The sequence below is a fragment of the Celeribacter sp. PS-C1 genome (assembly GCF_019429625.1).
Lineage (GTDB): Bacteria > Pseudomonadota > Alphaproteobacteria > Rhodobacterales > Rhodobacteraceae > Celeribacter.
This window is the reverse complement of the sequence record NZ_JAHXRW010000002.1, coordinates 26389-49662: the sequence shown is the minus strand read 5'-3', so window position 1 is coordinate 49662 and position 23274 is coordinate 26389. Positions and strand designations below refer to the sequence as shown.

25 protein-coding genes are annotated in these 23274 nt (G+C 59.3%); 16 read left to right on the top strand and 9 right to left on the bottom strand.

Annotated features, from left to right (window positions below):
* Positions 1–79 precede the first annotated feature (79 nt).
* From J5Y17_RS02770 to J5Y17_RS02755, 4 genes are all read right to left on the bottom strand, one after another.
* Complete coding sequence (locus J5Y17_RS02770) at positions 80–394, bottom strand: hypothetical protein (protein WP_219783699.1); 315 nt, start codon at positions 392–394, stop codon at positions 80–82.
* Positions 395–520: 126 nt separating this feature from the next.
* On the bottom strand, positions 521–784 hold the full coding sequence (locus J5Y17_RS02765; protein ID WP_370628857.1) for a hypothetical protein: 264 nt from the start codon (positions 782–784) through the stop codon (positions 521–523).
* A complete protein-coding gene (locus J5Y17_RS02760) occupies positions 785–928 on the bottom strand; it encodes a hypothetical protein (RefSeq protein ID WP_219783697.1) in 144 nt (47 codons plus the stop codon).
* Positions 929–1029: 101 nt separating this feature from the next.
* Positions 1030–1479, bottom strand: coding sequence for a nucleoside deaminase (locus J5Y17_RS02755; RefSeq protein ID WP_219783696.1), 450 nt, complete (start codon positions 1477–1479; stop codon positions 1030–1032).
* Between the two features lie 217 nt (positions 1480–1696).
* On the opposite strand from J5Y17_RS02755, the gene J5Y17_RS02750 reads away from it, so the two are divergent.
* The 7 genes from J5Y17_RS02750 to J5Y17_RS02720 all read left to right on the top strand — a co-directional run bounded on the left by J5Y17_RS02750 (position 1697) and on the right by J5Y17_RS02720 (position 8778).
* Positions 1697–2323: an OmpW family protein gene (locus J5Y17_RS02750; protein ID WP_219783695.1), complete on the top strand. Its 627-nt coding sequence runs from the start codon at positions 1697–1699 to the stop codon at positions 2321–2323.
* A 111-nt stretch (positions 2324–2434) separates the two neighbouring features.
* A complete protein-coding gene (locus J5Y17_RS02745) occupies positions 2435–3889 on the top strand; it encodes a pseudouridine synthase (RefSeq protein WP_219783694.1) in 1455 nt (484 codons plus the stop codon).
* A gap of 191 nt (positions 3890–4080) precedes the next feature.
* Positions 4081–4986: a 5-bromo-4-chloroindolyl phosphate hydrolysis family protein gene (locus J5Y17_RS02740; RefSeq protein WP_219783693.1), complete on the top strand. Its 906-nt coding sequence runs from the start codon at positions 4081–4083 to the stop codon at positions 4984–4986.
* Between the two features lie 22 nt (positions 4987–5008).
* Entirely contained in the window at positions 5009–6187 is a 1179-nt protein-coding gene (locus tag J5Y17_RS02735) for a toxic anion resistance protein (RefSeq protein WP_219783692.1), read from the top strand.
* 21 nt (positions 6188–6208) lie between these two features.
* The gene (locus J5Y17_RS02730; RefSeq protein WP_219783691.1) at positions 6209–7153 is read left to right on the top strand and encodes a DUF2927 domain-containing protein; all 945 of its coding nucleotides are present in this window, start codon (positions 6209–6211) and stop codon (positions 7151–7153) included.
* A 15-nt stretch (positions 7154–7168) separates the two neighbouring features.
* Entirely contained in the window at positions 7169–8281 is a 1113-nt protein-coding gene (locus J5Y17_RS02725; protein WP_219783690.1) for an SPFH domain-containing protein, read from the top strand.
* Positions 8282–8379: 98 nt separating this feature from the next.
* The gene (locus J5Y17_RS02720; protein ID WP_219783689.1) at positions 8380–8778 is read left to right on the top strand and encodes a hypothetical protein; all 399 of its coding nucleotides are present in this window, start codon (positions 8380–8382) and stop codon (positions 8776–8778) included.
* Positions 8779–8804: 26 nt separating this feature from the next.
* Here the strand turns inward: J5Y17_RS02720 and J5Y17_RS19290 are convergent, their stop codons facing one another.
* The gene (locus J5Y17_RS19290) at positions 8805–9194 is read right to left on the bottom strand and encodes a CZB domain-containing protein (RefSeq protein WP_370628834.1); all 390 of its coding nucleotides are present in this window, start codon (positions 9192–9194) and stop codon (positions 8805–8807) included.
* 74 nt (positions 9195–9268) lie between these two features.
* Here J5Y17_RS19290 and J5Y17_RS02710 point away from each other — a divergent pair, with 74 nt between their 5' ends.
* The 7 genes from J5Y17_RS02710 (at position 9269) to tsaD (ending at position 14541) form a co-directional block, all read left to right on the top strand.
* The gene (locus tag J5Y17_RS02710; protein WP_219783687.1) at positions 9269–10375 is read left to right on the top strand and encodes a primosomal protein N' (replication factor Y) - superfamily II helicase; all 1107 of its coding nucleotides are present in this window, start codon (positions 9269–9271) and stop codon (positions 10373–10375) included.
* An 82-nt stretch (positions 10376–10457) separates the two neighbouring features.
* A complete protein-coding gene (locus tag J5Y17_RS02705) occupies positions 10458–11390 on the top strand; it encodes a carbohydrate kinase (protein WP_219783686.1) in 933 nt (310 codons plus the stop codon).
* Positions 11387–11827: a D-aminoacyl-tRNA deacylase gene (dtd, locus tag J5Y17_RS02700; protein ID WP_219783685.1), complete on the top strand. Its 441-nt coding sequence runs from the start codon at positions 11387–11389 to the stop codon at positions 11825–11827. Before J5Y17_RS02705 ends, dtd begins: the two co-directional genes overlap by 4 nt.
* A 74-nt stretch (positions 11828–11901) precedes the next feature.
* Positions 11902–12363: a tRNA (adenosine(37)-N6)-threonylcarbamoyltransferase complex ATPase subunit type 1 TsaE gene (gene tsaE / locus J5Y17_RS02695; protein WP_219783684.1), complete on the top strand. Its 462-nt coding sequence runs from the start codon at positions 11902–11904 to the stop codon at positions 12361–12363.
* Positions 12360–12962 carry a hypothetical protein gene (locus J5Y17_RS02690; protein WP_219783683.1) on the top strand — a complete coding sequence of 201 codons (603 nt, stop codon included), beginning with the start codon at positions 12360–12362 and terminating at the stop codon, positions 12960–12962. Before tsaE ends, J5Y17_RS02690 begins: the two co-directional genes overlap by 4 nt.
* Positions 12959–13552 (top strand): L-threonylcarbamoyladenylate synthase, encoded by a 594-nt coding sequence (locus tag J5Y17_RS02685; RefSeq protein ID WP_219783682.1) that lies wholly within the window; start codon positions 12959–12961, stop codon positions 13550–13552. Before J5Y17_RS02690 ends, J5Y17_RS02685 begins: the two co-directional genes overlap by 4 nt.
* Complete coding sequence (tsaD, locus tag J5Y17_RS02680; RefSeq protein WP_219783681.1) at positions 13549–14541, top strand: tRNA (adenosine(37)-N6)-threonylcarbamoyltransferase complex transferase subunit TsaD; 993 nt, start codon at positions 13549–13551, stop codon at positions 14539–14541. The genes J5Y17_RS02685 and tsaD overlap by 4 nt, the downstream gene beginning before the upstream one ends.
* 13 nt (positions 14542–14554) lie before the next feature.
* On the opposite strand, the gene J5Y17_RS02675 is transcribed toward tsaD, so the two are convergent.
* From J5Y17_RS02675 to J5Y17_RS02660, 4 genes are read right to left on the bottom strand one after another with little or no spacing between them, the layout of a single operon-like run.
* Positions 14555–15286: a proteasome-type protease gene (locus J5Y17_RS02675; protein WP_219783680.1), complete on the bottom strand. Its 732-nt coding sequence runs from the start codon at positions 15284–15286 to the stop codon at positions 14555–14557.
* A gap of 9 nt (positions 15287–15295) precedes the next feature.
* On the bottom strand, positions 15296–16105 hold the full coding sequence (locus J5Y17_RS02670; RefSeq protein WP_219783679.1) for a transglutaminase family protein: 810 nt from the start codon (positions 16103–16105) through the stop codon (positions 15296–15298).
* Positions 16106–16111: 6 nt separating this feature from the next.
* Complete coding sequence (locus tag J5Y17_RS02665) at positions 16112–17053, bottom strand: alpha-E domain-containing protein (protein ID WP_219783678.1); 942 nt, start codon at positions 17051–17053, stop codon at positions 16112–16114.
* A gap of 13 nt (positions 17054–17066) precedes the next feature.
* Positions 17067–18491, bottom strand: coding sequence for a circularly permuted type 2 ATP-grasp protein (locus tag J5Y17_RS02660; RefSeq protein WP_219783677.1), 1425 nt, complete (start codon positions 18489–18491; stop codon positions 17067–17069).
* 317 nt (positions 18492–18808) lie between these two features.
* Here J5Y17_RS02660 and J5Y17_RS02655 point away from each other — a divergent pair, with 317 nt between their 5' ends.
* Positions 18809–20998 (top strand): NADP-dependent isocitrate dehydrogenase, encoded by a 2190-nt coding sequence (locus tag J5Y17_RS02655; RefSeq protein ID WP_219783676.1) that lies wholly within the window; start codon positions 18809–18811, stop codon positions 20996–20998.
* Between the two features lie 155 nt (positions 20999–21153).
* On the top strand, positions 21154–23229 hold the full coding sequence (locus J5Y17_RS02650; protein WP_219783675.1) for a PAS domain-containing methyl-accepting chemotaxis protein: 2076 nt from the start codon (positions 21154–21156) through the stop codon (positions 23227–23229).
* Positions 23230–23274: the final 45 nt, after the last annotated feature.

Below are 23274 nucleotides of genomic sequence, written 5' to 3'. Positions count from 1 at the left end.
GTTACGCGTCAAAATGTTGACCCGGGTCACCGTGACGTAGAGGGGGGGATGGACATGGTGACCCGGGCCGTATCCCGCGTTAGCGGGTGACGATCAGGCCACGATTGCGGGTGGTGGTGCCACCGTCCGGGCCCGAGAGGGTGGTTTCGACAGCCGTGCTTCCGCCAGTGTTGGTACGCACGACATCGCGCGACACGCTTTGACCTTCGGCATTTGTTCCGGTGGTCACGGTTTCACAGGTCACCATCTGATTGCCCTGAATACAGGTGTGTTCTTTGGCGATTTCACCGCCATTGTTGGTGGTCACAGTCAGGCCGCGGGCAAAACCCGGCGTGGCGGCCAAAAGCGGCACGATCAGGGAGAGGGCGCAGAGGGATTTGGTCACGGTTTTCATCGTTAAAGTCCTTTGAATTAGGCCATTTGGCCATTTCTTTTGGTCCGCTGTCGCGGGGGTGAAACAACAAGATCCGGCTTTCAGGTGTGATCTTGAGGGACGTTTGAGGTAGTCAGTATTCGGCGGTCAGTACCCAGCCTGCGCGAGGAACTTTGACACGCGGGTGATTTCCTTGCGAGCCAGAACGCCATCATTGTTGACGTCCGCCTTCTGGAACCCGGGAGCGACGGCGAGATATTCGGCCTGCGTCACCGCCCCGTCCCCATCGGTGTCACGCACCATGACACGCTTGCCGGAGACGTTGACGTCCTTGGAGGCGGCAAGGCTGTCGATTTCGGCCAAGGTGACAGACCCGTCGCCATTGGCATCGAGCACCTTGAAGCTGTCGATTTACAGCCCTTGAAACTCGGCGCGGGTCAGCACGCTGTCGCCGTTGGTGTCATAGGCCATGACAGTCGTCGCAGCCAGCGCCGGGGCCGCCAGCCCGAAAGCACAAAATGTTACCCCGATCAGGGCGCGGTATCGGATGCGCATTTGGTTACTCCTTTGCGGCGTCGATACTCATAATACGGGCGCTAGAGGGGCTCCCTACGCGGGCGGGGGCATTTTTTGTGATTTTCTTTGGGATCGCGCGCTCAGCGTTTTGAGGCAAAGAACGCCTTGAGCATCGTCTCGGCCTCGTCGCCCGCAATGCCGTCATAAATCTCCGGCGCGTGATGGCACTGGGCATGGCTATAGATTTTCGCGCCATGAGCGACACCACCGGATTTCGGATCGGAGGCGCCATAATAGAGCCTGCGAATGCGCGCGTTGGAAATCGCCGCCGCGCACATCGGACAGGGTTCCAGAGTGACATAAACATCGAACCCCGGCAGCCGCTCCTGCCCCAAGGCAGCACAAGCCGCCCGAAGTGCCACGATCTCCGCATGGGCCGTCGGATCATTGTCCTCACGGGTGCGATTGCCGCCCCGCGCGACGATCTCGCCGTCGGGCGACACCACGACGGCGCCCACGGGCACCTCGCCACGGGCCTCGGCCAACCGGGCCTCTTTCAAGGCCTCATCCATATAAGAGCGAAACGACATGCCCTTTCCTGCCGTGCGAGGCGTCCAAAGGCAAGCCATCGCATCATCCCCCCGCATCGACCATGTCTCGCCACACCCCGCCTGCCATTACACTTTTGCGTCGGAATGAGGACAGATTGACGCGGCTTCGTCGAATTGACTCACATCAAAGCCACATCCCGCGAGCAGAGCGATGGATGGCGCACGCGCGAAATTAAATACCTAAGGGACACTGACAATGAAGAAATCCTCCGTTCTGGCTGCTGCCGCCGTTCTCGGCCTCACCTGCGCCATCTCCTCCGCCGCTTTCGCGCAAGAGGCCGGCACGATGACCTTGGGCCTTGGCCTTGGCAGCGTCATGCCGAACTCGGACAACGGCAGCATTTTGGGCACCACCGATCTGGATGTCGGCGACAACCTACGCCCGACCGTCACCTTTGAATATTTCATCAAAGACAACCTCGGCATCGAAGTCCTGGGCGCCTGGCCGTTCAAACATAACATCAGCGCGTCTGGCATGGGTGAGATCGGCTCGACCCAACACCTGCCGCCGGTGGTCTCCTTGCAATATCACTTCGACACCGGTTCAACCTTTACCCCCTTCGTCGGCGTCGGCGTCAACTACACCGCTTTCTTCGATGAAACCGCCAAAGGCGCCATCGCGGGCAGCGATCTTGATCTCTCCGACTCCTGGGGCGTCGCGCTTCACGCCGGTTTCGATTACCAGATTAGCGAACGCGGGGCCTTACGGACCGACGTGCGGTGGATCGACATCGACAGCGATGTGAAACTCGACGGCGCCAAAATCGGCAAGGCCGAGATTGATCCGTGGGTCTTCGGCGTTTCCTACGTCATGAGCTTCTAAGGTTCAGAACCAGAGCACCTGAGATTGGCGGTCCACAGCCCTGTGGGCCGCCTTTTCTCTTCCCATAAGGCCCCGTGCGGAGTATGAGCGCGCCAACGAAAGGCCATTCCCATGACTGACACGCCCAAGACCCCGAAAAAGACCCCTCCCGGCGAGCGCATTGCCAAGGTGCTCTCCCGCGCTGGCATTTCCTCGCGCCGCGAAGCCGAGGCTTTGATCGAAGAGGGCCGCGTCACGGTGAACGGGCGCGTGGTCGCCTCGCCGGCGCTCAATGTGCTGCCGAAGGACAAGATTTTCGTCGACGGCAAAGAGGTTGGCGAACCGGAACCGCCGCGGCTCTGGCTCTATCACAAGCCTCTGGGTCTGGTGACCTCGGCCAAGGACGAAAAAGGCCGCGACACGGTGTTCGACCAGCTGCCGAAAGAGCTGCCGCGGGTGATGTCCGTCGGGCGCCTCGATTTGAACTCCGAGGGGCTTTTGCTTTTGACCAATGATGGCGAGCTGAAGCGCAAACTCGAATTGCCCGATACCGGCTGGCTGCGCAAATATCGCGTGCGGGTCAAAGGCACCGCGACCGAGGCCATGTTGGAACCGCTGCGCAAGGGCGTCACCATTGATGGCGAGAATTTCCAACCGATGGAAGTGGCCTTTGACCGTCAGCAAGGGGCAAATGCCTGGCTCACCGTCGGTCTGCGCGAGGGCAAGAACCGCGAAATCCGCCGCGCGATGGAGCACATCGGTCTGACCGTGAACCGTCTGATCCGCCTGTCTTATGGGCCGTTCCGTTTGGGCACCTTGCAGCCAGGTCAGGTCGAGGAAGTCCGCGGCCGCGTGCTGCGCGATCAGCTTGGCATGGACCTTGAGATCGGCGAAGGCGGCAAGGCGAAACGCACCGTCGAACGTGGCGGCAAGCCGGGCGGTCCGCGCAAGGAAGTGCGTGGACGCGATGATGCACGTGGTGGAAAACCGGCCGGAAAACCAGGTGGCAAGCCTTTTGGCAAACCGGGCGGCAAACCCTCCTTCGGGGATCGGGACCGCAGTGAACGTGACGGCCCGCGCGTCGGCAAACCCGGTGGCAAACCGCCGTTCAAAGGGAAACGTGACGGCGACGAAGGGTTCAAACCGCGCAGCCAGGGCTTCAAACGCCGCGATGACAATGATGCAAAACCCGGTGGGTTCAAGCCCCGTGGCGAGGGCTACCAAGGCAAACGCGGCGCCGGTGGCAATCGTGATCGTGACGGCGGTCGTGATGGGGCACGCGATGGCGATTTCAAATCGCGTGGCGAAGGCTTTAAGGGCAAGCCGCGCGACGGGAAACCGGGCGGCAAACCCTTTGGCGGCAAACCGGGCGGCAAGCGGGACGATCGGGGCGAGGAGCGCGGCGGCAAGCCCGGCAGCTTCAAATCCCAGGGTTTCAAATCCCATGGCGGCGGGCGTGACGGCAAACCGCGCTCGGCCGGTTTCAAGTCCCACGGTGGCGGCACGGGCGGCTCCGGAAAACCCGGCGGCTTCTCGGGCAAGCCGGGCGGTGGCAGAGGCGGCAAACCGCCGAAATCAGGCCGTTGAGCCAAAACTGAGGGGGAAAGCGCGGCAAGCGCTCCCCTTCACCCTTTTACCGAACGCGATTCCTTTCTATATCTTGAGACAAGAACCGCTTTGGAAAGGGTGCCCATGAGCGACAGCGTGTTTTCAAAACTCGCCTATTATCTGTTGGTTGCGCTGACGTTTTACGTGACGATCAAGGCGCAGGGCATGTGATGGCAAAGCGCTACGGGTCCACCCACTCCCCGAAAGGCAATCTGTCCGAGACAGGTCAATCTTCTGCCGCACCGGTTGCGCGGCCATTTGATGGCAAGAAACCGAGCCGTGTCGGCGCACGTTCTAACCTTCTGTTCTTTGCGGCGATCCCCTTGGCTTGGAAAGCCTTCACGGCTGAGCCCGTCACCATGGCGGGCTATTTGGCGGCCCTTGGCTGCCTCGTGGGCGCGGCATTTCTCACCCGCGAGGGGTTGAAGGCCGAAGAAGCCTATGAGGCCCGCAAGGTTGCCCGCCGCCCCGCCATTCCACGCAAAATTTTTGGCTCCGTTTTGACTGGCCTTGGGCTTGGTCTGGTCGGTTGGTTCGGCTGGGGTCCGTTTGAAACGGTGATCTTCGCCGTGCTGGGCGTCATTCTTCACAGCCTCGCCTTTGGCTTTGACCCCCTGAAAAACAAGGGGTTCGACGAGATCGACCTATTCCAACAGGACCGCGTCGCCAAGGCAGTGGACGAGGCCGAAGCGCATCTCAAATCCATGCGCGAGGCGCTGGAGCGCACCGGGGATCGGCAGGCTCAGGATCGTCTTGAGCGCTTTATAACGACCGCACGGGCCATGTTCCGCACGGTCGAAGATGACCCGCGCGATCTGACGGCGGCGCGCAAATATCTTGGCGTCTATCTCTTGGGCGCCCGCGATGCGACGGCGAAATATGCCGACCTCTGGAGCAAGAGCCGCAACGTGCAAGCGCGCGACGATTGGTTCGCGCTTTTGGACGATTTGGAAGCGAATTTCGACGCCCGCCACAAAAAGTTTCTTTTGGACGATAAGACCGACCTCGACATCGAAATTGAGGTGCTGCGCGACCGTTTGGCGCGCGAAGGCGTCACAGAAAATATCACGTCATGAGTTTGAATTAGGGGAACCGAACATGTCCGACACCATCCGCCAACAGGCCGAAGCCGCTTTGAAAGACGTCGAAGAGGTGACCGCCGTCATCCTCCCCGAACCGAAGGGCGACTTGATCGACCCCGCCGCTCTTGAGGCCCCTGTCGCCGCAGAAGTCGCGCAGGCGAAGGCCGAGATTGACATGCATGACACGAATTCCATCGTGCGTTTCGGCTCCGCCGCGCAGGCCGAGTTGCAGGTGATTTCCCAGGCGATGTTGCAGGACGTCAAAAACAAGGATGTGGGGCCTGCGGGTGACAGCCTGCGCTCCATCGTGACGACCATTCGCGGGTTCTCGGTGTCTGAGCTGGATGTTCGCCGTGAGCGCAGCTGGTGGGAGAAACTATTGGGCCGTGCGGCGCCGATGGCGAAATTCGTCGCCCGCTTTGAAGATGTGCAAAGCCAGATCGACAAGATCACCGACAACCTGCTGACCCACGAGCATAAATTGCTCAAGGACATCAAGTCCTTGGACATGCTTTATGAGAAAACCCTGACCTTCTATGACCAGCTCGCGATCTACATTGCGGCGGGCGAGATGAAGCTCAAGGAGCTGGACGAGACCGACATTCCGGCACTGGCCGCCGCGGTCGATGCAGCACCCGAGGCAGATCAGGTGATCAAGGCGCAGGAATTGCGCGATCTGCGCGCTGCGCGGGACGACCTTGAACGTCGCGTGCACGATCTGAAACTGACCCGTCAGGTGACGATGCAATCCCTGCCCTCGATCCGCCTGGTGCAGGAAAACGACAAGTCTCTGGTGACGAAAATCAACTCGACGCTGGTCAACACCGTGCCGCTTTGGGAAACCCAACTGGCGCAGGCCGTGACCATTCAGCGCTCGTCGGAGGCGGCGAAATCCGTGCGTGCGGCGACCGATCTGACCAACGAATTGCTGACCGCCAACGCCAAGAACCTGCGCGAGGCCAACAAGGTCGTGCGCGAGGAAATGGAGCGCGGTGTCTTCGATATCGAGGCTGTGAAAACCGCCAACGAGGAACTCGTCGCCACCATCGAAGAGAGCCTGCAGATCGCAGACGAAGGCAAGCGCAAGCGGGCCGAAGCCGAGGTCGAGCTTAAGGCGATGGAAACGAAGCTGCGCGACACGCTGGCCTCCGCCAAGGCGACCGGCAACGCCTCCGGCCCCTCTGTGCCGGCGTAAATGCGCGCGCGGGTGGGACATATGATCGGCAAAGGCGTGCGCGGGCTGGCCCCGCTCGCGCCCTTGCTTGTTTTGTCCGCCTGTATGCAAGCGCCTAACATCAAACCCCTGCCGCGCCCTGCGGCCTCAGTGCGACCGATCGTCCAGACCCCGCCCGAGCGCAGCAGTGAAAGCCTTGCACTCGAAAGCTATTACGCGCGGGTGCAGAATGATCTTCTGGGCAATGAATTGCTCCGCACCGATGGCGGCGGGCCGGACACGCCATTCAACGCCCGACAATTGGCCGCGAATTTCGAAGCCATTGCTTTGAATGACGAATACACCTCGGTGAACGGGCAATTCGTGGCGCAAAAAACGCCCTCTAACCTGCATCGCTGGCAAGTGCCGGTGCGCGTAGGTCTTGAGTTCGGCGCCACCGTGTCGCCCGAAATCCGGGCCAAGGATGAGGCCACCGTCAATCACTTCGTCGCACAACTCGCGCGGGCGACCGGGCATTCGATCACCCGCTCGTCTCAGCCGAATTTCCACGTTCTCGTGCTCAATGAGAACGAACGCCGCGCCATCGGGCCGCAACTCTCCGAGATGATCCCCGGCATCGGCCAAGACGCCATTCGCTCGGTCGTGAACATGCCACGCTCCTCCTATTGTCTGGTGGTCGCGTCTGATCCCGACGATGATGGCGCCTATCAATCCGCTGTGGCGATCATTCGCGCCGAACACCCTGATCTGCTGCGCAAATCCTGTTTCCACGAGGAAATCGCGCAGGGCCTCGGACTGGCGAACGATAGCCCCTACGCGCGGCCCTCAATCTTCAACGACGACGAAGAATTTGCGCTTTTGACGCGGCACGACGAGCTGCTGTTGCGCATTCTCTACGACCGGCGCCTTGCCCCCGGTATGCGCCCGGACACCGCCCGCCCGATTGCGACCGAGATCGCATATGAGCTGATGGGCGAGGATATTTAACGAATAGGAGGCCCCATGGGTATTTTCGATTTTCTTTCTGGCGAATTCATCGACGTCATCCATTGGACGGACGACACGCGCGACACGATGGTGTGGCGGTTCGAACGTGAGGGCCATGAGATCAAATACGGCGCCAAACTGACGGTGCGCGAAGGACAGGCGGCGGTGTTCGTGCACGAGGGGCAATTGGCGGATGTCTTCACGCCGGGTCTCTATATGCTCGAGACCAACAACATGCCGATCCTGACGACGCTTCAGCACTGGGATCACGGGTTTAAATCGCCGTTTAAATCCGAGGTCTATTTCGTCAACACCACGCGGTTTGCCAACCTGAAATGGGGCACCAAAAACCCGATCATGTGCCGCGATCCGGAGTTCGGTCCGGTGCGTCTGCGGGCCTATGGCACCTATACGGTCAAGGTTTCTGACCCGGCGCTGTTCCTGACCGAGATCGTCGGCACCGACGGCGAGTTCACCATGGACGAAATTTCCTATCAGATCCGCAACATCATCGTGCAGGCGTTTTCGCGCATCGTTGCGGGCTCCGGCATTCCGGTTCTCGACATGGCGGCGAACACGGCTGATCTGGGCAAACTCGTCGCAGCCGAGATTTCCAAAGTGGTCGCGGAATACGGCCTGACCATCCCGGAATTCTACATTGAAAACATCAGCTTGCCCGAAGCGGTCGAGACCGCAATGGACAAACGCACCTCGATGGGCATCGTCGGCAATCTCGACAATTACATGAAGTTCAACGCCGCCGAAGCCATGAGCGCGGAAAACTCCGCCATGGCGGCTTCGATGGGCGCCGGTATGGGGGCTGGGCTTGGCATGTCCATGGCGCAACAAACGCAAGCCGGCCCGTGGGGCGCACGTCCTGCGGCGGCCCCTGCCGTGCAAACCCCGCCGCCGCCCCCAGTCGAACATGTCTGGCACATTGCCGAACAGGGCGAGACCAAAGGCCCCTATTCCAAGGCAGAGATGGGTCAGATGGCCGCCAAAGGTGCGCTCAAACGCGAAACTTTTGTTTGGACGCCCGGTCAAGACGGCTGGCTCAAGGCCGAAGAGGTCAGGGAGCTTGCACAACTGTTCACGATCGCGCCGCCGCCGCCGCCGCCCGGCGTCTAATCCGCAATCGGACCAATAAGGTCCTCATCCACGCGGTTTGATCGCCCTGCGCAGCGATGTGCGGGGCAAAATCTGCGACATGTTTTAAAGATGGTGTCATGCCACACACGCACACTCCGAGCACGCGGACGGCCCCGAGGGTCAGTTATACCTGTGACCCAAGCCCTTCGGAACAGGCGCTTGCGGAGTTGGCGCTTGCGATGAGCGGCCTTGGCAGCCTGGCGCCCAAGGCGCTGTCCGATATGGCCAGTTGGGAAAGATCGAACCACCCAAGCGTGGTCGGTCGCGGCAAAATCTTGGACGCTCTCTCCCAGATCACGCCCCCCATCAGCCTCTCGGTCACACAAATCACATTAGAGGGCAAAGCCGCCACCGTCACAGGGCGTTTGACCCGCGAAGGTCAGGGGCTTTTTCTGTTTTGCCAGATTCTGCGTTTCACAACGCCAGAGCGGACAGAGATCGCGCAGATCATCAGCGTCGAGCAAAAGGAGAGATGATGCAGACGTTCAGCACCTCCCTGCCGCTACAGCATTTTTCTGAAATCCTCTCGCCAATCATTGAGGTTGAGGATCAAGGAGTTGGTCATTCGCCGAAACTGAGGCGCCTCAAAGAGTGCTTTCGCCGCCTCTCGATTGCCCTTTTCTACTTCAAGGGCGATTTTTCCTGCCGCTTGGTGAAACCTTGTGTGCAGATTCTCGATCATCTCGAATTTTTGCGTTGTCTGATCGCTGGGCTTTGGCGTCAACCCGCCAAGCCATTTGCCAAAGGCGCATTGGTCATTGCACGAAATCTCTTCGGCGCTCTTTTCAAGCTGCCCCCTCTCGATGCCATTCAAAAGCGTGCGCTTCCACGCTGCATGAGCGCAAATCGCGTCTCGGATTTGCGCGTCACCTGTGATTTCACTGGAGTTCATATTGTCTGTTTCCCAAAGCCTTGTCATGTTGCCCACGAACATGGCACGGCGCGCTTAATCTAAGGTAAACTCTCATGAATTCGGATACATACCCCGCCTCAGGCATGACCGAACATCGGTTTCCCTGCACCACCTGCGGCGCCGATATGCGGTTCGACCCTGCGCAAGGGCTTTTGTCCTGTGATCACTGCGGCGCAACCCAGGCGCTGGACACAAGTGACGCGCGCGCGCCCCGTGAGATGGATTTTCAATCCGCGCTCTCTGCGCAAATCCCTCAGCAGGAAATGGAGGAGACGCGCGTCGCGAAATGCCCGAATTGCGGCGCGGAAGTGGAATTCGACGAAGATTTACACGCAACAGAATGCCCGTTTTGTGCCACGCCCGTTGTCACCGACACAGGTGCAAATCGTCATATCAAGCCTCACGGATTGCTGCCCTTTGCCCTCACCGAAGAGGCAGCGCATGATGCCATGTCCGCGTGGCTTGGCAGCCTGTGGTTTGCGCCAAACGGGTTGAAATCCTATGCCCGTAAAGGGCGGCGGATGTCCGGCGTCTATTTGCCCTATTGGACGTTCGATGCCCAAACCGCCACCCAGTATCGCGGCGAACGCGGCGACGATTATTACACCTCTCATAGCGTCACGCGAAACGGCAAACGCCAGACCGTGCGCAAGCGTCATACGCGCTGGCGGGCCGCTGCAGGGCGCGTGGCACGGTTCTTTGACGATGTGCTCGTGCTTGCGTCCGACGCCTTGCCGGGACAGTTCTCGGATGGTCTGGCGCCTTGGGATTTGTCGGAACTTGAACCCTATATCCCGGATTATCTCGCGGGGTTTCGCGCAACCGCCTATTCCGTGCCCTTGGAACACGGCTATAGAGACGCGCGCGAGTACATGGACCGGGTGATCCTGCGCGATGTCAAATTCGACATCGGCGGGGATCGCCAGCGCGTGCACGATATGAACACCGCCGTCTCGGCAGTCACGTTCAAGCACATCCTCCTGCCGATTTGGATGGCGGCTTACAAATATCGCGGCAAAACCTATCGGTTCGTCGTCAACGGCCGCACCGGTCGGGTTCAAGGCGAACGCCCCTATTCCGCATGGAAGATCGCCTTTGCCGTGTTTGCAGGGCTGATTGTCGCAGGAATCGTTGGATATATCGTGGCGATGAACCAATAAATGTGGTGGTCTTTTAAGCCGCGCATTTACTCGAACAGGCTTTGCGTGGTAGCGCTATCAAAGATTATTGATGGAGGAAGCGATGATCCTTTGTGCCGGTGAAGCCCTAATCGACATGTTGCCCCGCACCACGACGCAAGGCGAAGACGCCTATGCGCCCTACGCGGGCGGCGCCGTGTTCAACACCGCCATCGCCCTTGGACGGCTCAGTGCGGATGTGGGGTTTTTCTCCGGGTTCTCTCAGGATTTCTTTGGCGATCTGTTGAAGTCGAAGCTCGCCGAGAGCCATGTGGACACCACCTTGGCTGTCACCGCGGACCGCCCCTGCACCGTCGCTTTCGTCAAACTGGTCGATGGTCATGCCACCTACGCCTTCTACGATGAAAACACCGCCGGGCGGATGTTGACGGAGACCGACCTGCCCACCCTGCCCGGCTCGGTCGAGGCGGTATTCTGCGGCGGCATTTCCCTGCCGGTGGAGCCCTGTGGCACGGCCTATGAGGCGCTGTTTGTTCAGGCTTCTCCCTCCTGCGTCACCATGATGGACCCGAACATTCGCCCCGGTTTTATCCGCGATGAGGCGCGATATCGTGCAAGATTGGAACATATGCTGACGCATGCCGATATTGTGAAACTCTCCGACGAGGACCTCATTTGGCTGATGGGCGAGGGCGACATCGACGCCCATATCGCGACCCTTTTGGACAAGGGCGTCAAACTCGTCTGCCTGACCATGGGCGCCGATGGCGTCAAGGGCGTCACAGCGCGCGGCATCACCCATGTGGCGAGCACCCGTGTCGAGGTGGTCGACACGGTCGGCGCCGGAGACACCTTCAACGCAGGGCTTCTGGCGGGGTTGCAACGGGCGGGAAAATTGACCAAAGACGCGATTGCCGCGCTGGACGATGACGCGCTGCGCGCAGCACTCGCTCTCGGCGCGCAGGCCGCCGCTGTCACCGTGTCCCGTGCTGGCGCCAACCCGCCCTGGAGCCATGAATTGGAGACCCCATCGTGAGAGCCCTCATCCAACGCATTTCAGAAGCCGCCGTGCGTGTCGACGGCGATATTGTCGGACAAAGTGGCCCCGGTCTCTTGGTGCTGGTCTGCGCCATGCGCGGAGACACCGAGGCGCAGGCGGACAAGCTGGCCGCCAAAATCGCCAAGCTACGAATTTTTAAGGATGAGGCAGACAAAATGAACCTCTCCGTGCGTGATATCGGCGGCACGGCTCTGGTCGTGAGCCAGTTCACGCTGGCCGCCGAGACCAAGGGTAACCGCCCTGGTTTTTCCACCGCCGCCGCCCCGGATGAGGGCAAGGCGCTCTACGAATATTTTACCGACCGTCTTGTGTCCGAGGGCGTCCCGTCTGAAAAGGGCATCTTTGGCGCAGATATGAAAGTCTCGCTGATCAATGACGGGCCGATCACGATCTGGCTCGACACGGAAGCCTGATCGCCCCTGCCCGTCTCCCCCATGGACCTTTGCCACACTTTGTCCTAAATCGCCTGCAAAGAGAGGGCTCATCCGTGGCGCAGACACTCGTCAAACAGATCGCATCCGAAGAGGACATGGCGCAGATCGCCTCTGCGCTGGCGACGCATTTGCGGCCCGGCGATGTGGTGCTTTTGGATGGCGCTTTGGCGGCGGGCAAGACATTTTTCACCCGCGCCTTGGTGCGCACGCTCGGCTCGGATGAAGCCGTGACCAGCCCGACCTACACGATTGCAAACATCTACGAGACGCCCAAAGGGCCGGTTCTTCATGTCGACGCCTATCGCCTGAAGGGTGCGCAAGAGTTCTATCACCTTGGTCTCGAAGAATATTTCGACTCCGGAATTTCCGTCATTGAATGGGGCGAGCGGATTGCCGACTACTTCGATACGCCGCTGTCGATCCGCATCGGCTTTGGCGACAGCGAGACAGAGCGACAGGTGACGCTCACCGCCGAGGCACCGCGCTGGACGCCGGTTTTGGAGGCTCTTACATGACGATGACATTGCTCATACAAGCCTCGAACGGCGTACCAGCGCTGGCCTTGGGACGCGGCGACACGATCGTCTTTGACTCTTCAAAAGATGAGACACTGAGCGGATCGCGTGATTACCGCATGCTGTTGGAAACCGGGCTTGCGGCCTGTGGCGGCGCCTTGTCAGACCTGAGCCTCATCGCCTGTGACATCGGCCCCGGCGGCTTGGGCGTCACGCGCACGGCGGCGGCTTTCGCCAATGCTTTGGGCTTTGCGCGCAGCATTCCGGTTCTGTCCCTCCCGGCCTTTGAGCTTTTGGGCGCAGAGGTAAGCACCGGAAAACCGGTCGCGATCCTGCGTCGCGCGGCGCGTCCGCATGTGCATTTCGGAATTTTTCGCGAAGGCAAACTTGCACATTACGAACATTGCCTTGAGAAATCTGCCTTAACGCAGCTTTCAAAATTGGACGATTACGATTTGGCCGGGAATATCGAAGTGGAAGGCCATGACGCGCCTGTCACCAATATGGCCAGCATGGCCACCATGCTCCAACTGGCTTTGGGCACCGCAACACCCGGCCCAGAGGCCCGCGCCTATCCCATCGTGGAGGTGCTCGAATGATGCCTTCTTCTGATCAGATCGCCGAGGTTCTCGGTGCCGGTGGCGTGGTGCTTTTACCCACGGACACCGTGCTGGGCCTCGCCGCCTCGCCCGCGCACACGCAGGCCATTGAAAAGATTTACGCACTCAAGCAACGCCCGCGCGACAAGAACCTGCCGATCATGGTGGCGGGTGCCGACCAGATCGCAGGGCTTGGCGCAGTGCTCTCCGAGAGTGCCTTGAAGCTTCTCGCCAGTCCCTATGTGCCCGGCGCTTTGACGCTGGTTCTGGCACTCGATCCGATTCTGGTGCCCGCGTGGCTGATCGAGCGCACCGAGATTGCCGTTCGCATTCCGAACAATGCGCTATTGCTGGAAGCGCTTGAAAAATCAGGGCCTTTGATGGTGACCTCGGCCAATCGTTCCGGCGCCGAGCCGCCCGCAACGACAGAAGAGGCCGCAGACCAACTCTTTGGCGCGCCCGACCTCATCGTACCCGGAAAAGGCGCGGCCCCGGCCCCCTCGACCATCGTCGATTGTACCCAAGACCCGGTCGTCATCCTGCGTCATGGGGTGGTGTCCGAGGCAGATATTCATGAGGTGCTGGCATGAGCGGTTTGATCCTTGGCATCGAGACCTCTTGCGACGACACCTCTGTCGCTCTGGTGGACCGCGCCGGCCATGTCGCCGCGATCCAGACCGTGTCGCAATTCGAAATTCACGAGGCCTTTGGCGGGGTCTACCCGGAACTGGCCTCTCGCGCGCATCTTGAAGCCATTTTGCCGACGATCCAGTCAGTTATGAACGAGGCTTCAGTGACGCCGCAGGACCTGACCGCAATCGGCGTGACCCGTGGCCCCGGTCTGATCGGATCGCTTTTGGTCGGGCTTTCGACGGCAGAGGCGCTGTCGCTGGGTTGGGGCGTTCCGGCTTACGGTGTGAACCATTTGCGCGGGCATATACGGTCTGTGGAGTTGGAAAGCGGCAAGACGGAGTTTCCTGCCGTGATCATGCTGGTCTCCGGCGGACATACGTTGATTGCCGAGCTGAAAGACGCCTGGTCCTATCGCCTGCTCGGCACGACGCGCGATGACTCGGTGGGTGAAAGCTATGACAAAGTGGCGCGGATGCTGGGCCTCGGCATGCCCGGCGGTCCGGCAATCGACAAGGCGGCAAAGGCGGGAGCGCCCGTGTTGCGCCTGCCGCGTCCGATGAAGAATGACGCCTATGAGTTTTCGTTTTCCGGGCTGAAATCCTCGGTCGCACGGCATATCGAAAAGCACCCGGAAGTGTCAGTCGAAGATATGTCGGCGTCCTTCGTGGCGGCCTGTATGGATGTTTTGACAGCCAAGGCGGATCGGGCGCTGGCGGAATGCAAACCGAAGTCTCTGGTCATTGTCGGGGGCGTCGCCGCGTCGCCTCAATTGCGCGAAGCTATGGGCAAAGTCGCGGAGAGACATGGCGTCGAGCTGTGCCTTCCGCCGATGAAATGGGCAACGGACAATGCAGCGATGATCGCCATGGCGACATGGGATTATGTCGAGCGTGGATTGCAGCCGGGGTTGATGCCGAAGCCGAACCTGAGTTTGGAAACGCCTTAGAAGCTAAAGCCTGTTAAAAGCTAAACCCGGGCAGACCGTCCAAAGTCGCTTTCAAAGCCTCGCCCCATCCCGTTGAAATCTCATGATAATAGGGATCGTCCGCCGTGATGCGGCGCTGATAGGCGACTTTGTAGGTGTCTTTTTCGATCACCTGAAGGTCGAAGGGCAAGCCCACAGACAGATTGGCTTTGACCGTGCTGTCGAAAGAGACGAGCATCAGTTTGACAGCCTCTTCAAAGGACATCTGCGGATCATAGGCGCGGACCAGAATCGGTTTGCCGTATTTGGTCTCGCCAATCTGGAAAAACGGCGTCTCGGAGCCGGCCTCAATGAAATTGCCCTCGGGGTAGATCAGGAAAAGGCGTGGCTCGGAGCCTTTGATCTGACCACCCAAAAGCACGGTGGCGTTAAACGCGCTATCTGCGCGCTGGCCTTCGTCGGCATGGGTGGCGATCACGTCTTTGAGCGTCTTGGCAACAAGGCGCGCGACCTGAAACATCGAGGGCGCCGAAAGGATTGAGGGTTCACGATCCTCAGGGGCCTTCGTGCGTTCGTCCAGCAAAGACACAAGCGCCTGCGTGGTGGCGAGGTTGCCCGCCGTCATGACGGTCAGAATACGTTCACCGGGGGTCTCCCAAGTGAACATCTTCTTAAACGTCGAAATATTGTCGACACCGGCGTTGGTCCGGGTGTCGGACATCATGACGAGGCCCCGATCGAGCATCATACCCACGCAATAGGTCATGTGCCGTCCTTATTGTTGCTCTTGTTGCTGTACGACTTCGATCTCGACAGAGAGGGATTCGCCCTCGCCGCCAAATCGTGTGCCAGTTACAGGGGCAGCATCGCGGTAGTCCAGTCCTGTTGCGACGCGAACGTAGCGTTGATCGGGACAAATCTCGTTAGAAACGTCGAATCCGACCCATCCGAGGCCGCGCACATGGGCTTCGGCCCAAGCGTGAGTGGCCTCTTGTTCGGTGCGGTCATTCATCATCAGGTAGCCGGACACATACCGTGCCGGGAAGCCCATCTCGCGCGCGGCAGAGATAAAGACATGGGCGTGGTCTTGGCAGACGCCCTTGCCCTCGGTGAGCGCATCCTCGGCGCTGCCGTCGGCATTGGAGCTCCCGACCTCATATTTCACGGCCTCGCCCACCAGCTTGGAGAGTGTGTGGAGACGTTCGAGATCCGTCTCACCCTCGACTTGTTTGACCAAAGCCCGCACACCTGCGCCGGGCTTCGTCAGAGGCGTCACCTTGTCGAACAGCCAAAGAGGCGACGGACCGCGATGCTGGCCGACAACACCATGGTTGTCCGCGATCTCGACCTCGCCCTCGCAGGTGATCACCAACTCCTGAGCGTCTTTCTCAAAAGAAATCAGTTCGACCAGATTGTTCATATGGTCGTGATACGACAGTTCCTTTTGCCCGCCGGTCACGGTCGTCGACCAGGTGAGCACCTCCTGTCCGTGGCCGGATTTCGGCGTCTTGCGCAACTGTTGCAGCCCGTAAGCGACGGGATGATCAAAGGCGTAGCGGGTGGTGTGGCGAATGGTCAGGCGCATCTGGATTTACTCATAGAACCGATAGTCTTTCTCGATCTGCTGGCCGAGTTTACTCAGCATGCTCAGGACTGTCTGGATGTATTCATGAAGACCATAGTCGAAAACTGCCTCGATGTCGTGGTTCATGAAACGATCCACCAGAGCTTTGGACATCAGAGAGGATTGCGGCGGCGTATCGTAATCGGCACCCAGATAGCTCAGGTTGTTGTGGATTTTCGTTGCACAGAAGTTGAGCGAGCGCGGCATGCGTTTGTCGAGGATCAGGAATTGCGCGATGTCACGGGCGTTGACTTGAGACCCGTAAGCCATGCGAAAGCCGCCACGCGCCGAGACGGAACGCAGGATAGTTTCCCAGTGCACATTGTCGATCGACGAGCCCACCGCAAAGGCCGAGGGCAAGAGCACGTAGTATTTGACGTCCAATATCCGCGCGGTCGCATCAGCGCGCTCAAGAAAGGTGCCCGTACGGGTGAAATCATAGATTTCATTTCTGAGCATCGTGCCATGCGTGGCCCCCCGCACCAAGGCGGTGCGTTGCCGAATGAGGCCCAACACAGCCGGCAAGTCCCGCTCAGACACCTTACGCGCCAGAGCATCCTTCACCGCCATGTAACAGCCGTTGATCGCCTCCCAAACCTCATGGGTCAGCGCCGTGCGCACCATCCGCGCGTTTTGGCGCGCTTCCGAAATGGTGGAGAGCACGGAGGCCGGATTGGCCTTTTCCCGCAGCATCCAGTTGATCGCAGCGTCTTTCGTCACCTCGTCGTGGTGTTCTTCATAGCCCGCCAGAACCGAAGCCGATCGCATTACCGAGGCCCATTCGTCGTCGTCGTGCCCCAGCCGCGTCAGGCCGATCCGCTGACCGGTTTCCACGAGGCGCGAAGTATTCTCCGCACGCTCCAGATAGCGTGACATCCAGTAGAGGCCATTTGCCGTTTTCCCAAGCATCTCTGTCCTCCCCTCAGTCTTCCAGAACCCAAGTGTCCTTGGTCCCGCCACCTTGTGACGAGTTCACCACGAGCGAGCCTTTTTCCAAGGCGACACGGGTCAAACCGCCGGGGGTGATGTCGATCCCCTCAGGCGAGCAGAGCACAAAGGGCCGCAGATCCACATGGCGTGGCGCCAGCCCCGTCTTGGTAAAGATCGGCACAGTAGAAAGCGCGAGCGTCGGCTGGGCGATGTAATTGCCGGGACGCGCAGTGAGTTTCTTGCGGAATTCTTCGATCTCTTTCTTGGACGACGTCGGTCCGATCAACATGCCGTAGCCACCGGAGCCATGCACCTCTTTGACCACCAGCTCAGCAAGGTTATCGAGCACATAGGCAAGGCTGTCGGGTTCCGAACAGCGCCAGGTTGGCACGTTTTCGAGGATCGCCTTTTCGCCGGTGTAAAACTCAACAATGTCCGGCATGTAGCTATAGATCGCCTTGTCGTCGGCGATGCCTGTGCCGGGTGCGTTGGCGATGGTGATCCCGCCTGCGCGATACACATCCATGATGCCGGGCACGCCCAAGGCACTTTCAGGATTGAAATTCAGCGGATCGAGGAAATCATCGTCGATGCGACGGTAAAGCACGTCGATCGGTTTATAGCCATGGGTGGTGCGCATCGCGACACGGCCGTTGACCACGCGCAAATCATGCCCCTCGACCAGCTCCACACCCATCTGATCAGCGAGGAACGCGTGCTCATAATAGGCGGAATTGTAAATCCCCGGCGTCAGAACCGCGACCGTCGGCGTGCCTTCGCAAGCGGGCGGCGCGCAGGCGGCCAGAGAGCGACGCAGGTTGGTCGGGTAGTTCTGAACCGGCTGCACACGATTGCGCGAGAACAGTTCCGGGAACATCTGAAGCATCGTCTCGCGGTTCTCCAGCATGTAGGAGACGCCAGAGGGCGTGCGCGCGTTGTCTTCGAGCACGTAGAACTGATCCGGCCCGGTGCGCACCAAATCGATGCCGACGATGTGGGTATAAACCCCGCCCGGCGGCGTCATTCCGATCATCTGCGGCAAGAAGGCTTCGTTCTTGGCGATCATCTCCTGCGGCACGCGGCCCGCTTTGATGATTTCCTGACGGTTGTAAATGTCATGAAGAAAGGCGTTGATCGCCCGCACGCGCTGCTCGATGCCTTTACAGAGCTTTTGCCACTCCCGCCCCGCTATGATGCGCGGAATGATGTCGAAAGGGATCAGACGCTCTTCGGCCTCGGCGCGACCGTAAACGTTGAAGGTAATGCCCGCCAGGCGAAACACCTCTTCCGCCTCGCGTTGTTTTGCACGGAGCCGCTTCAGGTCTTCGCCCTGAAACCAGCTCTGAAATTCGCTGTAGGGGTCGCGCAGAACGTCGTCGTTGCCCCACATTTCATCAAAGATGTTTTTATCGCTCATAGTATGAATTTAGAGCTTCCCGAATTCGCTTCACAATCGGATTCTCGAGTCTTGCGGGACACAAGCGGTGAATTGCTGCGCAGTCGCCTTAAATTTGAGCAAATGCGTGCATTGCTTTCTGTCTCGCCCCCGCCCGCGCCTTTCGTTCACTCGTAAATCCCGCAGGCCGCCTTGAATGACCGTCGCAAACATCGCCCCAGATGGTCGCAGTATACAGTTGCACACATTGACTTGTGGCCCCGAACTCGCTACCCGAATTGCCAAGCGCAGCGGGGGGTCATTTGCCCGCTGTATATTCGTGACAGTGGAGGATCATTATGACCGACAAGACACCCGACATCATCTATACCATCGTGGACGAAGCCCCCGAGCTTGCCCGTGGCTCGCTTCTGCCGATCATCTCCTCCTTCTCCGAGGCTGCAGGCGTCAGCGTCGCGACCAAGGACATCTCTCTGGCCGGTCGTATCCTCGCCCTCTTCCCGGACCTCCTGTCCGACGAACAGCGCGTCTCCGATGACCTTGCCGAGCTTGGCGAACTGGTGAAAACCCCGGACGCCAACGTCATCAAGCTGCCGAACATCTCCGCCTCCGTGCCGCAGCTCGAAGCCGCGATCAAGGAACTGCAAGCCCAAGGCTATCCGATCCCCGCCTACCCGGCTGATCCGCAGACCGACGAAGAGAAAGCCGTCCGCGCCAAATACGACACCGTCAAAGGGTCCGCCGTGAACCCGGTGCTGCGCGAGGGCAACTCTGACCGTCGCTCCGCCAAGGCCGTGAAAGAATACGCGAAAGCCAACCCGCACCGCATGGGCGAGTGGAAATCAACCTCGAAAACCACCGTCGCCGCGATGCCGGGCGATGATTTCTTTGCCAATGAGAAATCCGCAACGATCACCGCCGCTCAGGCCGGTGGCGCGAAAATCGTCTTCACCGCAAAAGACGGCTCCGAGACGGTTCTGAAATCCGGCCTCAAATATCTCGAAGGCGAGATCGTCGATGCGACCTTCATGTCCGCCAAGGCGCTGCGCGCCTACATCGAGGCCGAAGTCGCGAGCATGGAGCCGGGCGTGCTGTTCTCCGTGCACCTGAAAGCGACGATGATGAAGGTCTCCGATCCGATCATCTTCGGCCATTTCGTATCGGTCTATCTCGAAGACTTCCTTGCCAAACACGGCGACAAGCTCGATTTCAACCCGAACTCCGGCATCGGCGCGCTCGAAAAGCTCATCGCTGGCAATGCCGAGATGGAAGCCGATCTGAAAGCTGCACTGGCCGCCAAACCGGCTATGTACATGGTCGATTCCGACAAAGGCATCACCAACCTGCACGTGCCGTCTGACGTGATCATCGACGCCTCCATGCCCGCAGTGATCAAGGCCGGTGGCATCGGCTGGGGCCCGGATGGCAAAGCGGCTGACACCAAATGCTGCATCCCGGACAACTCCTACGCCTGCGTCTATGACGAGACGGTCGAGTACTTCAAAGAGACCGGCACGCTGGATGTCACCAACTGTGGCGCCGTGTCCAACGTCGGCCTGATGGCGCAAAAGGCCGAGGAATACGGCTCTCACCCCACCACCTTCGAGATGGACGCGGACGGCAAGGTCGAGATCATTCTCGACAATGGCGACGTGCTGCATTCGCATGAGGTCGAAGCGGGCGACATCTGGCGCTCCTGCACCGCGAAAAAGGCCCCGATCCTCGACTGGATCAAAACCGGCATCGAACGTGTGGACGTCGAAGGCTGTGGCGCGTTCTGGCTGGATGCCAACCGTGCGCATGACGCCGAGCTGATCAAATATGTCGAACCGGCTCTGAAAGAAGCTGGCAAAGACATCCCGATCATGGACCCGCGCAAAGCTACCCGCTTTACCTGGGAAGAGATGCGCGAGGGCAAGAACGTCGTGACCATCACCGGCAACGTGCTGCGTGACTACCTCACCGACCTGTTCCCGATCCTCGAGCTTGGCACCTCTGCCAAGATGCTTTCGATCGTGAAGCTGATGAACGGTGGCGGTTTGTTCGAGACCGGCGCCGGTGGCTCCGCACCGAAGCACGTGCAGCAGGTTCAGGAAGAGAACCACCTGCGTTGGGACTCCTTGGGCGAATTCTGTGCGCTGGGCGAAAGCTACAACTTCCTCGCCTCCTCGAAATCCATGCCGAAAGCCGCTGTGCTGGGTGCCGCTGTCGAGGTCGCGACGCAGAAACTGCTTCTCGAGAACAAATCGCCGGAGCGCAAAGTCGGCCAGAACGACAACCGCTCCTCGCATTACTGGTTCGCCCGCTATTGGGCCGAGGCTCTGGCTGCACAGGACGACGATGCCGAATTGAAAGCGCATTTCGCGCCGATCGCCGCGGCTTTGGCTGACAAAGAATCGGTGATCCTTGACGAACTTAAGGCGGAGGAAGGCAAACCGGCCGACATGGGTGGCTACTACCACGCCGACCCGGCCAAAGTTGCGTCCGTCATGCGCCCGTCAGCCACGCTGAACGCGATCATCGGCTAATTTTCTCATTCTAAAACAAAAATTTAAGGGCGCCTTCTGGCGCCCTTTTTCTTTTCAAGACGCTTTAAACCAATCAGTAATAAGCGCTTCGTAAGATGGTCCCAAATCGCCAGTTTCCCTGCGCGCATCATGCTCATCATACGAGGTCACAACGGATGTTCTTCAAATCGAAAGCAAACCGCGGGTCGGAGCCTTACAGCCTTCCCACCACCGCTCTGGAACATGTCCTGAATGACACGCATGTCATCGTCAGTTGCGCGCCGGACGGCACAATTCGCCATATCAACGACATGTTCCTAGAAACCACCGGCTACGCGCGAGAAGAGGTCCTTGGCAAAGACTACACGCTCTTTGTCCGCGATAAAGACAAGGCCGAGGCCAAAGCTTTCTGGGCTCGAATTCGCGGCGGCGAAACGCAGAAGGTGATCGTGCCACGTCTGAATAAAGCGGGGGAAGAGATCTGGTTCAGCGCCACCTACAGCGCACACCGGGATAAAAAGGGCGAGATCGATGCGATCTATGTGATCGGACGCGAGATCTCGACGATGCATCTGAAACGTCGCGACAACCGATCCAAAGAGGATGCCATCCGTCGCTCCATGGCCTTCATCGAATTCGATCTGAAGGGCAATATCCTGCACACCAATGATCTTTTCCTCCAGACCACGGGCTACACACTCGACGAGGTCAAGGGCAACCATCACCGTATGTTCATGCCCGATGGCGCGTCAGAGACGCAGGCGTATCGCGAGTTTTGGGACCGCCTCGCCAAAGGCTCCTCTGAAAAAGGTCAGGTGAAACGTCGGGCGAAGAATGGCGACATTCTCTGGCTCGAATCGACATATGAGACCTTGATCGATCCCGAGGGCCGCCCCTTCAAAGTGGTCAAATATGCCTTCGACATCACTCAGGCGAAGAACATGGAGGCCGACGCCCGCGGCCAAATCGACGCCATCCAAAAAGTTCAGGCGGTGATCGAATTCAAACCCGACGGCACGATCCTGCGCGCCAACCAGAATTTCTGCGATGCCATGGGCTACTCCGAGGCGGAAATCATCGGCAAACACCACAGTATGTTCGTTGATCCCAAAATCGTACAAAGCCAAAGCTATACAAATTTCTGGACCGACCTGCGCTCAGGAAAGGCTCTGAGCGACGATTACGAACGAATCGGCAAAGGCGGCAAACGGATTTCTATTCGTGCCAGCTACAACCCCATTTGCAACGCTGCGGGTCAGGTTGTCAAAATCGTCAAATTTGCCGTCGACACAACGATTTACAGCGTCACCGTGGACACATTAATGGACGGCCTTGATCGTCTGGCCAAAGGGGATTTGTCCGTACAGCTGGAAACAAACCTCGGAGAATTCGACACGCTCAGGCAGAACTTCAACAAAACCGCATCTCAGCTACAGCATATCGTCGGCGGCATTGCCGATGGGGCACAGATTCTCAAATCGGAGGCCGAATCCATCGGTCAGGCGACGGATGATCTGGCCCGCCGCACCGAACATCAAGCCGCAACCTTGGAAGAAAGCGCCGCCGCTCTGGATCAGCTCGTTGCCTCCGTCAAAGGCGTCGCAGATACAGCGAATACCGTTCAATCCCGTTCGGGAGAGGCCCGAAACCACACCGTTCAAGCCGAAGAGGTGGTGGATCGCGCCATTTCCGCAATGGATGAAATCGAAATTTCCTCCAAACAAGTCGCGTCGATCACTTCCGTCATCGACGACATTGCGTTCCAGACCAATCTCTTGGCTCTGAACGCGGGGGTCGAGGCCGCGCGTGCGGGCGAAGCTGGGCGCGGGTTTGCCGTCGTGGCCTCCGAAGTACGCGCCTTGGCACAGCGGTCCTCGGAAGCGGCGCGCGAAATCGCAACCTTGATCTCGACCTCCAACCAACAAGTCTCGGGGGGCGTAGAACTGGTTCGCGAAGCCGGCTTGGCTCTATCGCGCATTCGCGAAGTCGCGGAGAAAATCCATGCCGGGATCGAACATGTCGCCACTTCGACGACGGAACAGGCCACCGGCTTGGGCGAGTTGAGCTCAGCTATCAATCAGCTGGATCAGACGACTCAGCAGAACGCCGCCATGTCAGAGGAAACCAATGCAGCCACAATGAGCCTGCGCAGCAACATCGACACTATGGAAAGGGACCTGTCTTTCTTCTCTGTCTCGGTAGACACCATCGCGACGGGAACCCGCGCGGTGCCATTTGCGCGATCCGCGTAGTCGCGCAATCAATCAATAAAGGGGAGCGCAACTCGCTCCCCCGTT